Consider the following 12887-nt stretch of genomic DNA (forward strand, 5'->3'; position numbering starts at 1 on the left):
CGGGATGAAACTGCCCGGCTGTTGGGCGAACGAAACCTGCACTGAAGCCCCCCGTCTGTCGTGCGAACGAAACCTGCGCTGAGGCTCCCCGCCTGGTGGGGCGCCCCCCGCCGCCCGGCCGGGCACTATCCCACTATCATATTCGCCACCAGCTGCTTGCGCCCCTGCCCGTCATCCTCGGTATACACGCCCTGCAGCTCCGGCGAGAACCCCGGCAGCTGGTTGATGCCCTCCTCCAGCGCCAGGAAATAGCGCTGCACCGCGCCGCCCCAGACTTCGCCCGGCACCACGCAGAGCACGCCAGGAGGATAAGGTAGCGCCCCTTCGGCGGCGATACGCCCTTCGGCTTTCGCGATCGGCACTAGCTCGACGTCGCCGCGAATATAGGCCTGATGCGCATCCTGCGGATTCACCTTCACCGCCGGGAAATTTTTCTGACGGAACATCGCCTTTTGCAGATCTTTTACGCCGAAGCTGACATAGAGATCGTGCATCTCCTGGCAGAGCTGACGCAGGGTATAGCCCTTGTAGCGCGCCTGATTCTTGCGATAAATCGTCGGCAGCACCTCCGCCAGCGGCGCATCCTCTCTGACATGCTGTTCAAACTGCGCCAGCATCGCCACCAGATGCGCCATCTTCTCCAGGCTCTCAGCTGGCGTCAGCAGAAACAGGATAGAGTTAAGATCGCACTTCTCCGGCACGATGCCGTTTTCGCGCAGATAGTTCGCCAGAATGGTGGCGGGGATGCCGAAGTCGGCGTACTCACCACTCGCCGCGTCGATGCCCGGCGTCGTCAGCAGCAGCTTACAGGGATCGACCAGATATTGATCCTGCGCGTAACCGGCAAAGCCGTGCCATTGCGCCTCCGGCTCAAAGCTGAAGTAGCGGCTGTCGCTGGCAATGCTTTCGGTCGGTGCATCCTGCCAGCGTTCGCCGTTTACCTGCTCCGGCACAAACGGCAGGATCATTTCGCAACGTTCCAGGATCGCCTTGCGCGCCTCGATACCGAGCGTCACGCACGACTGCCACAGCTGACGGCCCGCATCGCCCTGGTGCATTTTGGCGTTTACGTCCAGCGCGGCGAACAGCGGGTAAAACGGGCTGGTAGAGGCGTGCAGCATAAAGGCGTTATTCAGCCGCTTATGCGGGCAAAAGCGCTTCTGGCCGCGAATATGGTTATCTTTTTTATGGATCTGCGAGGTCTGCGAAAAGCCCGCCAGCTGCTTGTGCACCGACTGGGTAACGAAAATGCCCGGATCGTTCTCTGTCAGCTCCAGCGTCAGCGGCGAAGTGCCCGCCATCACCGGAATAAACTGCTCATAGCCGAGCCATGCCGAGTCGAAGAGAATGTAGTCGCAGAGGTGTCCGATGCGATCCACCACCTGCCGCGCGTTATAGACCGTACCGTCGTAGGTGCCGAGCTGAATAATCGCCAGACGGAACGGACGCGCTTCCCCGGCGCGCTGCGGCGCGACCTCTTTGATCTGTTCACGCAGCCAGGCCTCGTCGAAGCAGTGCGCGTCGATGCCGCCGATAAAACCGAAGGGATTACGCGCCGCCTCCAGATAGACCGGCGTCGCGCCCGCCTGAATCAGCGCGCCGTGATGGTTCGACTTATGGTTATTGCGGTCGAACAGCACCAGATCGCCGCGCGTCAGCAGCGCGTTGGTCACCACTTTATTGGCGCTGGAGGTGCCGTTAAGCACAAAGTAAGTTTTATCCGCGTTAAACACTTTCGCCGCGAACTTCTGCGCATCTTTCGCCGAGCCTTCGTGGATAAGCAGATCCCCCAGCTTGACGTCGGCGTTGCACATATCGGAACGGAAAAGATTCTCGCCGTAAAAGTCAAAAAACTGCCGCCCCGCCGGATGCTTTTTGAAAAAGACCCCGCCCTGGTGTCCCGGACAGGCGAAGGTGCTGTTCTGCATATCGACGTAGCGCGTCAGCGTGTCGAAAAACGGCGGCAGCAGGTTCGCCTCATACTCCGCCGCGGCCGATTCCAGCGCCGCCCAGGCTTCCACAGAGCCGTCCAGTTCGCCGGTCACGCCCGGCAGGTGCAGCACCTCCTCTTCCCAGGCGTTGGCGACAAATACCGGCAGGTTGAAGCCGGTATGGCGCAACAGCGCCAGCACGCCGCTGCGCGTATCGGCCAGCGAGACGACCACTGCCGCCACGTCGGTAAAGTCGGTATTGTCCAGCGTCACTACGTCACGCCCGGTATTCAGGGTAAGACTGGGAGCCACAGCAGCGCTGGCGGCAATTTTCAGTGGTGTCATAACACAAATCCCCAACGGTGAAGGATGAGTGGGTGCCAGAGGCACGGCAATGGGGATGATTCCCCGGCGAATAACGTCAGGCGGAGGCGGAGCAAAAGGTAAAGCCGCACCCGATAGACATCAGTAAAGCCAGATCGCGTCTGTCTTTACGCATGCCCAACAGCGAACGTTTAGCTGGCTTCACCGCATGGTGAGCGGGAAATGCTTAGCGAAGATAGTCGGGGAGAACGCCTTGCGCGCAGGGCAACGCGAGCGGAGGCAAGTGCGGTTGCGCATTGTTGCGACCATAACGGCATCCTCAACGGGTCAGCGAAAAAGAGGCGCAATGATGTCATTTTTCTCGCGCGGGAACAACCCGGGAAAAGTAAATAAGCTTGCGAAAAAGAATTACATAACACCATGATAATTAAATAATTAAACACAACAACCCGCAAATAAGTGCTTAATTATCTTTGCTTTATGAAATATTATGCAACAGCCAGCATCCCCGGCGTCAGGTGCCCCTTCTCTACCCCTTCCCGCCGCAGAAGAGTAGACTGACCGGCACATTCCCCATTGCCGGAGGCTGCATGTTTAAAGCATTAGTCATTGAAAATGATGAGCAAGGCTACCGCACCAACCTGAAAGATCTCAACGAATCCCAGCTGCCCGACCATGACGTCACCCTCGACGTCGCCTGGTCCACGCTGAACTATAAAGACGCGCTGGCCATCTGCAATAAAGGGCCGATCGTGCGGCAGTTCCCTATGGTGCCGGGCATCGATTTCGTCGGCCGCGTCACCGCCAGCCGACATGCGGAGTGGCAGCTGGACGATGTGGCGCTGCTTACCGGCTGGGGCGTTGGCGAGAAACAGTGGGGTGGTCTGGCGCAGAAGGCGAGCGTCCCTGGCGACTGGCTGGTGGAAGTGCCTGCCACCCTGAGTCCGCTGCAGACCATGGCGATAGGCACCGCGGGTTTGACCGCGATGCTGTGCGTGATGGCACTGGAGAAACAGGGCGTCACGCCCGAGCGCGGTCCGGTACTGGTCACCGGCGCCAGCGGCGGCGTCGGCAGCTTCAGCGTCAGCCTGCTGGCGCGCCTGGGGTTTGAAGTGATTGCCGCCAGCGGACGCGCCAGCGACGAGGGCTACCTGATCGATACCCTCGGCGCGCGTTCGATTATCGACCGCAGCGAACTGTCACAGCCAGGCAAACCACTGGCGAAAGAGCGCTGGGCGGCCGCTATCGACAGCGTCGGCAGCCATACGCTGAGCAACGTGCTGGCCTCAACCCAGCGAGACGGCGTGGTAGCCGCCTGCGGCATGGCGCAGGGTCTGGATCTGCCCGCCAGCGTCGCGCCCTTTATTCTGCGCGGCGTGACGCTCACCGGCGTCGACAGCGTAATGTGCCCGAAACCGCTGCGTCAGCAGGCGTGGCAGCGGCTCGGGGAACTGCTGAATGACGATATACTGACGCAGCTCACTACGCTAATTCCGCTCAGCGAAGCGAAACAGGGCGCGCAGGATCTGCTGGACGGCAAGGTGCGCGGCCGCCTGATCGTCGACTGTCGTTAAGCGTTCTGATGCAGGGCGGCGTCGCGCAGCAGCACCGCAAGACGCTCCAGCGCGAACTGCGCGCCCTGCTCCATCACCGATTTCGGCTCGCCCTCGAAGCGCCGCATCTCAGCCACCACGCTGCCGTCAGGCAGGGTCCAGCCAAACCAGATAGTGCCCGCTGGCGTGCCGTCTTCGCCGCCGTCTGGCCCGGCATAGCCGGTAATCGACAGGCTGACCGGCTCGCCGGAACGTTCGCGCGCGCCGATCGCCATCTCGCGCGCAGTCTGTTCGCTGACGGCGGTATGCTCTTCAAGGGTCTCCGGCCGGACGCCCAGCAGCTGGCTTTTCGCATTATCGCTGTAGGTGACGAAGCCGCTGGTATAGAAGTTGCCGCTGTTTGCTACCTTCGCCAGCGTCATGCTGATCAAGCCGGCGGTGCAGGACTCGGCGGTCGCTAACCGCCACTCAGAGGAGAGAAGCCGCTCGCCAAGCTGTTCGGCGGCCTGATCTAATGCATCGTTCATATTTTGCTTCCCTGTTAGTGGATTCAGAGTAGAAAGTATGGTCGAAAATCGGCGCGCCGTTAAAAGCTAACGTTATGAATAGTAAGCCAAACGGCTTCAGGCACGCAGCCGGATGCCTGGTCTGCCGCTCTCAGGGTCAGGAGAAACGCGCAGCTCTGCCCGGTACCAGCGCGTCAGCGTCTCTTCGGTCATCACCGCCTGCGCCGGGCCTTGCGCCACTAACCTGCCCTGATGCAGCAGCAAAATGCGATCGGCCCAGAGCGCGGCGAGGTTAAGATCGTGCAGCACAATGCATACGCTGAAATCCTTCTGGCGCGAAAGCCGATGCAGCAGGCGCAGCGCCTGCTGCTGCCAGAAGAGATCGAGCGCCGAGGTCGGCTCATCCAGAAACAGCCAGCCGCGCGGCGCGCCGTTCTGCCAGAGCTGCGCCAGCACGCGCGCCAGCTGCACCCGCTGCTGTTCGCCGCCGGAGAGCTGTCGGTAGTCGCGTTCGGCCAGTTTTCCGCAGTCGGTCAACGCCATCACCTCTTCGACCACGGCTTGCGTATCCCCGCCAGGCCAGGGCGCGCGGCCCATCGCCACCACGGCGGCGGCGGGCAAAGAGAAGGCGACCGGATTCTGCTGGCGCATTACCGCGCGCCGCTGCGCCAGCTTCACGCGTGGCCACTCGGCTAAAGGCCTGTCGCCCAGCCGACACTCGCCGTAATCTGGCGTCAGAAAGCCAGTCAGCATACGCAGCAGCGTCGATTTGCCTGCGCCGTTCGGGCCAATCAGCGCCACCAGTTCGCCCGGTACCAGCGACAGATCCAGCGAATCGATCAGCAGCCTGCCGCCTCGTGAATAGCGCAGGTTGCGCGCCTCTAACTGTTCCACTATTCCACTCCTCGCTGCTGGCGCAGGATCAGCCAGAGAAACCAGGGACCGCCCAGCATGCTGGTCAACAGGCCCACCGGCATTTCGGCAGGCACCACTATCGTGCGCGCCAGCGTATCCGCCAGCAGCAGCAGGATGGCGCCCGCCAGCGCCGAACCTGGCAGCATCCAGCGATGATCGCTGCCGAGACAGAAGCGCATCATGTGCGGCACCACTAAGCCGACGAAGCCGATAATGCCGCTTACCGAAACCGCCGCGCCCACCAGCAGCGCGCTCAGCACCAGCAGCTGCCGCTGCGTGCGTCTGACATCAATCCCCATATAGTGGGCATCCTCTTCGCCCAGCTGCAGCAGATTGAGATGGCGCGCGCGAAGCAGGGTCAGCAGCAGCGACGGAAGGATAAAGGCGGCACACACCGCCAGCATCGGCCACTGCGCCTGGCTCATGCTGCCCATTCCCCACAGCGACAGCTGGCGCAGCTGCTGGTCGTTGCTCAGCCAGGAGAGCACCCCCACCACCGAGCTGCACAGCGCGTTAATCGCGATGCCCACCAGTAGCAGACGCGCCAGATTGCCCAGCGCCAGCCGACTGAGGCTAAAGATCAGCGCCATCACCGCCAGGCTACCGAGAAAGGCCGCCAGGGTCGGCAACCAGAGCGCCAGCAGCGGCGGCAGCGCCAGCGGCAGGCTAATGGCGATGGCTACTGCCAGCCCCGCACCGCTGCTGATGCCGAGCAGGCCGGGGTCGGCGAGCGGGTTGCGAAACAGCCCCTGCATCACCGCGCCGGAAACCGCCAGCGCCATGCCGATCAGCACCGCCAGCAGCACGCGCGGCAGGCGAATATTCAGCCAGATCTGCCAGACCATATCGCTGAGCGGCGCCTGCCACAGCACGCGCAGCGAGAGCCTTATCGCGCCCAGATTCGCCGCTATCGCCATCGCCGCCAGCATGCTAAGCAGCATCAGTGCCAGCCAGCGCAACGCGGTCGGGTTAGCCATGGCGTGCCGCTTCCGCCGCTTTGCGCAGCTTAACGATCGCGCCCGGCGTATCCAGACCAAAGCCGAGCAGCGCCATCTCATCGATCACCAGCAGGTTTTTATGCTGGCCTGCGGGCGTCAGTGCCAGGCCAGGCAGTCGCCACACCTTCTCTTCATCGCCTAAGGTTTTCAGCCCGTCGCTGCCGATAACCACCAGATCCGGCGCGGCGGCGATAATGCCCTCCTGCGACAGCGTCTGATAATGCGGCATCGTTCCCATCGCGTTGATTAAGCCTGCACTGCGAATAGCGCCGTCGGCGGCGGTATCCCTGCCCGCCGCCAGCGACTTCATGCCGCTGTGCGTCATAATAAACAGCACCCTGACCGGCAGCGGCCGATTCGGCAGCGTCGCCAGCGTCCGGTTAACCCGATCCGCCAGCGCCTGCGCCTCCTCATCGCGATGCAGCGCCTTACCAATGGTGGCGATTTTTTCAGGGATAGCCTTGAGGCTGTTCTCACCGGTGACTTCCACCACCTTTACGCCCGTCTGAGCGATCTGCTGCAGCGCCAGCGAGGGTTTCGCCTGCGCACTGCTCAGCACCAGCGTCGGCTCTAGCGCCAGGATGCCTTCGGCGTTGAGCTGACGCATATAGCCGATATTCGGCAGACGCTTCGCCAGCGCCGGATGCTGACTGGTGCTGTCGCGCGCCACCAGCGCCTGCTGGCCCCCCAGCGCATAGACGATCTGCGTGACGTCGCCGCCGATAGAGATAATGCGCTCCGCTGCGAACGTCGGCAGCGCCAGCAACAGCAGCCAGGGGATCAGCCGTTTCATGCCGCCTCTCCCGCCGCGCTCAGCGAAGTCACCTGCTCGCGCCAGCGCGTTTGTTCCGGCGTGCCTTCGCTGCGCTGGCCGTAGAGCTGTGCGATCTGCGTACCGTCAGCGGCGAACAGCTCCAGGCTGGTGACGAAGCCGTCGCCGCTCGGTTTGCGCGTCACCCAGCTCTCATGGATGCGATCCGCCATCAAATGCAGCGTAAAGTTTGAATTGAATACGTTGAGCCAGTTTCCTGTCGGCACGAGCTTTTCCAGCGCGCCGGTAAAGATTTGCGTGCAGCCCCGATTGCCGACGAAAATCATTATTTCATTGCCCTCCTCCTGCACCTGCGTCAGCAGACGTGCCAGCGAGTTGTTATCCACGCGCCATGCCAGATCGTCTCCCGCCGCGCGGAACGCCTGCAGCCTTGAAACGTTATGGCGTTTCAGCAACCGGAAAAACTGGTGCACGTCAGTCATGGCGCGCCACTCGCTGTCGAGGGCGGCGGCGTCGAAATCGCAGGCGAAATTAGCTGCCTCCGCCGCCTCGACTCTCAGCTCGGCGGGCGCGTTATCAACAAAGCGCGCAATCAGCACCTGCCAGGCGTTCATATCGGTATGGTCGGTGGCGTAGATTTTCAGCACCGCGTCGCCGTAACGGTCAAAGATCTGGATACTCTGCCGCTCGCCGCGCGCGCTCTGCTCGCGCAGAAAGAAAGCGCTGCGCCACTGGTCAGGGAAAAAACGCAGGTCGAGCGCGCGTGGATTAAGCACCAGCCCGGCGTGGTCGCCCAGCCTGACGTTCTGGTAATGGCCGAGGTGCTCATGCACCGCATAAGCATTGCGGGTGATATTTTTCGTTTCGCCAACCGCTTCCAGCGCCAGCATCAGCTCGCGAAACTGCGGCTTCAGCGGCTGCGCCTCATGGCCGACGCGGGCGTGGCACAGCTCGGCTTCGCTGACGCCCATCAGGGCCGCCAGGTCGCGGGCATATTTTTTCGGATGTTCGCTTTTCGCTAGCTGGTACTGCTGCCAAAGTGGGTTCATTGCGCACTACTCCCTTCAGAAAAGCGCCCTGCGCCTGCGCAGGGCGGACGAGTGATTAAAATTCGACGTTAACGCCCAGTTGATACGTACGGCCCGGCATTACCGCCAGCGCCACATCGTTGCGATCCTGCGCCGTGTCGGTGGTCAGCTGGCGGCTGCTGGTGTAATCCCAGTATTTGCGGTCGGTCAGGTTATAGACGCCGCCGCTCAGCCGGACATTTTTCGCAACCTGCCAGTAAGCGGTAGCATCCACCATGCCATAGCCCGGCACGCGCATATATTCGCTGGTGGAGTCGGTAATCGCCGTGCCTGTATTTTTGTAGCTTTCGCGGTTGGTCTCAGTGGCGCGCTTGCCTTTAACAAAGGTTGCGGTAACGGCGGCGCCATAGCCGCGCTGCGCATCGTCCCACGCCAGGCCGACGATCGCCTTCAGCGGCGCGACGCTGTCGAGATCGACATATTTGTCGCCCGTGTAGTTCGATTTTGACTTCCCTTCGTTATAGCCCAGCGCAAAGGTGGCGCTCAGCCCGTCGACCGGCTGGAACCAGGTGCCAAAGTTAACTTTGGTCGTCAGTTCGGCGCCGTAGATATAGGCTTTATCGCGGTTTTCCGCCTGGAAAGAGGTGTAGATATTGCTCGGCACGTTAACAAATTTGTCAGGGTTGCCAGAGCGGGTGTAGCGCGTGTAGGCGATAAAGTTTTTGTACTGGTTGTAGAACAGCGAGGTATTCACCGTGACGCCTTCCGTTACCTGACCTTTCAGACCCCATTCAATATTATTGCTGGTTTCTGTTTTCAGGTCCGTGTTGCCGATCAAGGCATACTGGGCAGTGCCCGCATAGCTGGCGCCCATATTCCATGAGCCGTAAAGCTGGCTGGCGGTCGGGAACTGCACGCCACGCTTGTATTGCAGGTAAGTGATCAGCGCTGGCGTCAGATCGTACTGGAAGGTGAGCGACGGCAATACCTTAGTATCGCTGCTGCCGGAGCCGTAAAGCGCTTCCAGCTGTTCTGCGGTCAGCACGCTGCTGCCGGAGGCGAGATCGGAGAGGTCGCGCGGTTTGGTGTTCTGGTACATTACGCGCGCGCCGGGGATCACCGCGAAGTTATGGCTGGCGAGGTCGAAATTGATTTTGTCCTGGACGTAGCCCGCTACGGTATAGCTGCGACTGTCGGCCTGCGGCTGCATAATCGCGCCAGCGTTACCATACGACGAGGTTGAGGTAGAGCGGAACGGACGCTCGGTTTTTTCCCCGCGGGCGTTAATACCGGCGCTCAGTTCATGACGGCCCAGGTTTTTAGTGGCGCGCGTGTCGAAGCCCAGGCTATCGGTGTTGTAGTCCGACCAGACCCTTTTATAAGCGGTGGCGCTGCTCGGCATCCAGGTGTTGTCGTGCGACTCGGTTTTCTGCCAGTAGAGACGCGTGGTCAGCGTATCAAGCAGGTCATTGTAAGGCGTCCATTCATCCCCCAGGCTGACGCCGAAGCGGCGCGTATCGCTCTGCTGCTGCGTGGTTCCCCAGACGGCAGTGCCGCCGCTGTTCCAGCCATCGTAGTGGGTATGGTTAGTTTTCTGGTAATAGTCAAAGGTGGCGCTCAGCTTGTGCCGATCGTTCGGTTGCCAGATGCCTGAGGTCATAAAGGCATCGGAGTGCCAGTTAGCCGGATAAGATGCTTTCACGCCGCTGTTGTTTCTGGTCTCCTGACCGTCACGGCGGCTGTAGACGAACACCCCGCGCAGCTCGTCGTCGCCCGCCGCCGCCGTGATGCCGTTGTGCCAGCTGCGGTTAGAGGAGTCGTAGTCGCTCTGATAGCCGAAATAGGTGTGTTTGCTGCTGCTCAGGTAGTCATCGGCGCTTTTGTTATGGAAAGAGACGTTGCCGCCGATAGCGGTGTTAGGCTGACTGACCGCCGTTGCGCCCTTTTCAATATCTATGCTGCCGAACATATAGGGATCGATATAGTCGCCGCGACCGATACCGAAGGTGTTGTTGCCGACGCGGCTGACATAGGGTCGCCCTGTCGCATCCGGCAGCGGAATGCCGTCAACGTCGAGTCCGACGCGATTGCTCTCCAGACCGCGAATGTTATAGCCAGTGTAGCCTGCGCGATCGAAGCCGCTTTTACCTACTGAAGAGCCGCCTGCCGCTCCGTTGGCGCTGATTAACGGCTCGTAACGCATAATAGAGCCGAAGTCGTTCGCCCCACGTTTCTGAAGGTCATCGGCGGTAAGAGTGGTTTTATTTCCCGCGTCAGGTTTCGGCGCGGTAACGGTCATCACAGGCTCGCTGCTGTTTTTTTCAGCGGCAAGCGTGTTGCTGTCGGCATAGCCGCAGGCGACATGAACCGAAGAGGCCAGCAGCGCAATTTTACAGAGCCGCTGTTGGGTCAATCCCTGAAACATTGAAGACATAAGCGCAAATACCTTTATAAACGTTAGTATTTGCTCACTTACTTGCTATCAGTAGTCAGACTACGGTTTCGCACATAAAACCGTAAACAGAAACGCCGTTTTTATTATAAGTAATTTCGCAAGGACTGTAATGCAAGTGGGAATCATTATCAACTAGGTGCAGATTAAGATGTATCTTGTACCGCACAATTTGCTAATCTGCGCTTTACGTCATTGACTACTGCCACGCTGGAACATTGCCATGACTGAGAAACCCACCATCACTATCCACTACTGCACGCAGTGTAACTGGCTGCTGCGCTCCGCCTGGATGGCGCAGGAACTTTTGCATACCTTCGCAGACGATCTGGCGGCAGTCACGCTCCGGCCCGGGACCGGCGGGATTTTCGTGATCACCATTAATGATGAAATCCTCTGGGAGCGTAAGCGCGACGGCGGCTTTCCAGACGCGGCGGCGCTGAAGCAGCGCGTGCGCGACGTCTGCTTCCCGGAGCGTTCGCTGGGACATGTCGATAAGAAAAAAAGCTGAGACAGCGGCTTTAGCTGGCGGCGATCTTATCCGCCGCCGCATTCAGCGCGTCGACGATATTCTCCAGCGCTTCCGCCGAAATGGCTTCCTGTGACAGGCGGTTATTGAGCACGGCGCGCATACGATGGATGGCGTGATCTACATCAGGAATGCTGCGGTTATTGACCAGGATAGCCAGCGAGGAGAGACGCTCGATAATATGTTCGACGGATGCCTGCTGTTCTGCCAGCAGCGCACGTCCTGCCGCATTCAGCGTATAGGCTTTGCGCGACGCCTGCGAATCCACCACGCGGATAGCGTCCATCTCCTCCAGCAGCGTCAGGTTAGGATAAATAATGCCGGGGCTGGGAGAGTATTCCCCTTTGGAAAGCTCTTCGATTGATTTGATCAGCTCGTAGCCATGCGCATCGTTTTGCGCCAGAAAGTGCAGCATTAACAGGCGGATATCGCTGGCATCCAGCATCTTCTCACGACGTTTACGGCGACCGCCGCAGCCACCGCGCGCGGGGGAATCCTGATGACACGAGAAAGCCGGATCCTGTTTCATTGCCTGCCTGAAGGGGGAGTATGGTCGGGAGGAAGATAGTAGTCCGCCGCCTGGCAAAATTCAACACGGGCGGCGGCGGCAGCTTATTTCGCGTGCCAGTAAGCGACGGCGCGCACAAAGGTACCATCCAGGCCGCGCCGCTCGACAAAGTAGTCGCCGAGCGCTTTCGCGAAGTCGCCTTCGCCGGTCAGCCAGATAAAGTAATCTGACGACGGAACGGCGATGTTATCCAGCGCGGCGATGAGCGCGTCGAGTTTATTCGCCTCTGCCGCGCCGCTACCAAGCCAGTGGGCATTCACCCCGCTCAGATCCGGCAGATAGTCGCGCCCGGTCGCTTCATCTACGCAGGCGAACAGATGCAGCTCCTGCGCCTCGATAGCCGCCTGACGGCGCTTAAAGGCAGGCAGGCCGGTTTCATCGCAGACATAGAGCTGAAAACCGTAGTCGGTCGGTACCACCAGCGAGCCGCGCGGGCCGCCCATAATGAGCCGATCGCCCTCTTTCGCCTGCTGCGCCCAGTTGCTGGCGACGCCGCCGTCGTGGATGTAAAAGTCGAGCGTTAGCGACGCTTCGCCGTCAAAGGCGAGCGGCGTATAGTCGCGCGCTGGCGGACGCGCCCCATTCGGCCAGACGATGCCTTCATCGGTCATCTGCGGCAACTGCAGCGCGTCGTCACTGTTCTGCGGGAAAAAGAGCTTGATATGGTCGTCAAAGCCCGGCGAATTAAAGCCTGCCAGATCGCTGCCGTGAAAGGTGACGCGCCAGAATTCACCCGCAACCAGCGTTTTGCTGGCGACGGCGATATGGCGAAAACGCAGCTCGTTGCGCACGCGCTGCGGCGCGCGGCTTCGGAACGCTCTGTTGTCGGAATGCATAGGTTCTCCTTTTACGAAGCCGGTCAGCGTCGCCGGCTGCGGACGTCAATGCGTAAGAATGTCAGAAATGATTCTCATTTGAGAGGCTCAGATTACTCATGATATATCTTAGGCGCAAGGATCGATTGTGCTATTTCCGCGCAGCCGAACAGGCGCACAGGCCAGCGCCTGCACGCGTTAAGGAGAAAGGGTAAAGCGAAGGCGCGCGCTGAACCGGCGCGCGCAACGATCAGACGTTGTCGTTTAAGGTGTCTGAGCTGAAGTGCTTTTGCGATTGCTGCGGCAGCGCGTTGTCGCCCTGGATTTCGTGCTGGGTCGGCTGGGCGTGCGGATGCAGGCCAGCAGGCGGCGTAAAGGGTTCAGCCATCTGGGCGCCGGCAAAGAGCGGCAAAGCAGCAAGCGCCGTAGTAAGTAACAGCGAAGAAAGTTTCATGGTTGTCGTCGTTTTATATCTGGTTCGGAAAGAACCTGAAAG

At 60.3% G+C, this 12887-nt stretch carries 12 protein-coding genes; 2 read left to right on the forward strand and 10 right to left on the reverse strand.

What is annotated here, in order from left to right; all coding sequences use genetic code 11:
* Positions 1 to 125: 125 nt before the first annotated feature.
* Positions 126 to 2276 (reverse strand): ornithine decarboxylase, encoded by a 2151-nt coding sequence (locus EKL29_RS17055; RefSeq protein WP_126690282.1) that lies wholly within the window; start codon positions 2274 to 2276, stop codon positions 126 to 128.
* Positions 2277 to 2845: 569 nt separating this feature from the next.
* Here EKL29_RS17055 and EKL29_RS17060 point away from each other — a divergent pair.
* Positions 2846 to 3829 (forward strand): MDR family oxidoreductase, encoded by a 984-nt coding sequence (locus EKL29_RS17060; RefSeq protein WP_126690283.1) that lies wholly within the window; start codon positions 2846 to 2848, stop codon positions 3827 to 3829.
* On the opposite strand, the gene EKL29_RS17065 is transcribed toward EKL29_RS17060, so the two are convergent.
* The 6 genes from EKL29_RS17065 to EKL29_RS17090 form a co-directional block, all read right to left on the reverse strand.
* Entirely contained in the window at positions 3826 to 4335 is a 510-nt protein-coding gene (locus EKL29_RS17065) for a CinA family protein (RefSeq protein ID WP_120454619.1), read from the reverse strand. The two genes, EKL29_RS17060 and EKL29_RS17065, sit on opposite strands and share 4 nt — an antisense overlap.
* Before the next feature lie 96 nt (positions 4336 to 4431).
* The gene (locus EKL29_RS17070) at positions 4432 to 5211 is read right to left on the reverse strand and encodes a heme ABC transporter ATP-binding protein (RefSeq protein ID WP_126690284.1); all 780 of its coding nucleotides are present in this window, start codon (positions 5209 to 5211) and stop codon (positions 4432 to 4434) included.
* Positions 5208 to 6206 (reverse strand): iron ABC transporter permease, encoded by a 999-nt coding sequence (locus EKL29_RS17075; protein ID WP_126690285.1) that lies wholly within the window; start codon positions 6204 to 6206, stop codon positions 5208 to 5210. Before EKL29_RS17075 ends, EKL29_RS17070 begins: the two co-directional genes overlap by 4 nt.
* The gene (locus tag EKL29_RS17080) at positions 6199 to 7020 is read right to left on the reverse strand and encodes a hemin ABC transporter substrate-binding protein (RefSeq protein ID WP_126690286.1); all 822 of its coding nucleotides are present in this window, start codon (positions 7018 to 7020) and stop codon (positions 6199 to 6201) included. The genes EKL29_RS17075 and EKL29_RS17080 overlap by 8 nt, the downstream gene beginning before the upstream one ends.
* Positions 7017 to 8048, reverse strand: a complete 1032-nt coding sequence (locus EKL29_RS17085) for a hemin-degrading factor (RefSeq protein WP_126690287.1) — start codon at positions 8046 to 8048, stop codon at positions 7017 to 7019. The genes EKL29_RS17080 and EKL29_RS17085 overlap by 4 nt, the downstream gene beginning before the upstream one ends.
* 55 nt (positions 8049 to 8103) lie before the next feature.
* Positions 8104 to 10461, reverse strand: coding sequence for a TonB-dependent receptor domain-containing protein (locus EKL29_RS17090; RefSeq protein WP_126690288.1), 2358 nt, complete (start codon positions 10459 to 10461; stop codon positions 8104 to 8106).
* Positions 10462 to 10702: 241 nt separating this feature from the next.
* On the opposite strand from EKL29_RS17090, the gene EKL29_RS17095 reads away from it, so the two are divergent.
* Positions 10703 to 10990 (forward strand): SelT/SelW/SelH family protein, encoded by a 288-nt coding sequence (locus tag EKL29_RS17095; RefSeq protein ID WP_126690289.1) that lies wholly within the window; start codon positions 10703 to 10705, stop codon positions 10988 to 10990.
* A 10-nt stretch (positions 10991 to 11000) separates the two neighbouring features.
* Here the strand turns inward: EKL29_RS17095 and EKL29_RS17100 are convergent, their stop codons facing one another.
* The 3 genes from EKL29_RS17100 to EKL29_RS17110 all read right to left on the reverse strand — a co-directional run bounded on the left by EKL29_RS17100 (position 11001) and on the right by EKL29_RS17110 (position 12845).
* On the reverse strand, positions 11001 to 11537 hold the full coding sequence (locus tag EKL29_RS17100) for a PadR family transcriptional regulator (protein WP_126690290.1): 537 nt from the start codon (positions 11535 to 11537) through the stop codon (positions 11001 to 11003).
* A gap of 83 nt (positions 11538 to 11620) precedes the next feature.
* Entirely contained in the window at positions 11621 to 12412 is a 792-nt protein-coding gene (locus tag EKL29_RS17105; protein WP_126690291.1) for a siderophore-interacting protein, read from the reverse strand.
* A 229-nt stretch (positions 12413 to 12641) separates the two neighbouring features.
* Entirely contained in the window at positions 12642 to 12845 is a 204-nt protein-coding gene (locus tag EKL29_RS17110; protein ID WP_120454644.1) for a hypothetical protein, read from the reverse strand.
* Positions 12846 to 12887: the final 42 nt, after the last annotated feature.

The sequence above is a fragment of the Pantoea sp. YU22 genome, from assembly GCF_003970755.1.
Classification (GTDB): Bacteria; Pseudomonadota; Gammaproteobacteria; order Enterobacterales; family Enterobacteriaceae; genus Pantoea; species Pantoea piersonii.

Excerpts from the sequence above, each read along its gene's own strand:
- EKL29_RS17055 (WP_126690282.1), bottom strand. The coding sequence starts at position 2,276 with ATGACACCACTGAAAATTGCCGCCAGCGCTGCTGTGGCTCCCAGTCTT.
- EKL29_RS17060 (WP_126690283.1), top strand. The coding sequence starts at position 2,846 with ATGTTTAAAGCATTAGTCATTGAAAATGATGAGCAAGGCTACCGCACC.
- EKL29_RS17065 (WP_120454619.1), bottom strand. The coding sequence starts at position 4,335 with ATGAACGATGCATTAGATCAGGCCGCCGAACAGCTTGGCGAGCGGCTT.
- EKL29_RS17075 (WP_126690285.1), bottom strand. The coding sequence starts at position 6,206 with ATGGCTAACCCGACCGCGTTGCGCTGGCTGGCACTGATGCTGCTTAGC.
- EKL29_RS17080 (WP_126690286.1), bottom strand. The coding sequence starts at position 7,020 with ATGAAACGGCTGATCCCCTGGCTGCTGTTGCTGGCGCTGCCGACGTTC.
- EKL29_RS17085 (WP_126690287.1), bottom strand. The coding sequence starts at position 8,048 with ATGAACCCACTTTGGCAGCAGTACCAGCTAGCGAAAAGCGAACATCCG.
- EKL29_RS17090 (WP_126690288.1), bottom strand. The coding sequence starts at position 10,461 with ATGTCTTCAATGTTTCAGGGATTGACCCAACAGCGGCTCTGTAAAATT.
- EKL29_RS17095 (WP_126690289.1), top strand. The coding sequence starts at position 10,703 with ATGACTGAGAAACCCACCATCACTATCCACTACTGCACGCAGTGTAAC.
- EKL29_RS17100 (WP_126690290.1), bottom strand. The coding sequence starts at position 11,537 with ATGAAACAGGATCCGGCTTTCTCGTGTCATCAGGATTCCCCCGCGCGC.
- EKL29_RS17105 (WP_126690291.1), bottom strand. The coding sequence starts at position 12,412 with ATGCATTCCGACAACAGAGCGTTCCGAAGCCGCGCGCCGCAGCGCGTG.
- EKL29_RS17110 (WP_120454644.1), bottom strand. The coding sequence starts at position 12,845 with ATGAAACTTTCTTCGCTGTTACTTACTACGGCGCTTGCTGCTTTGCCG.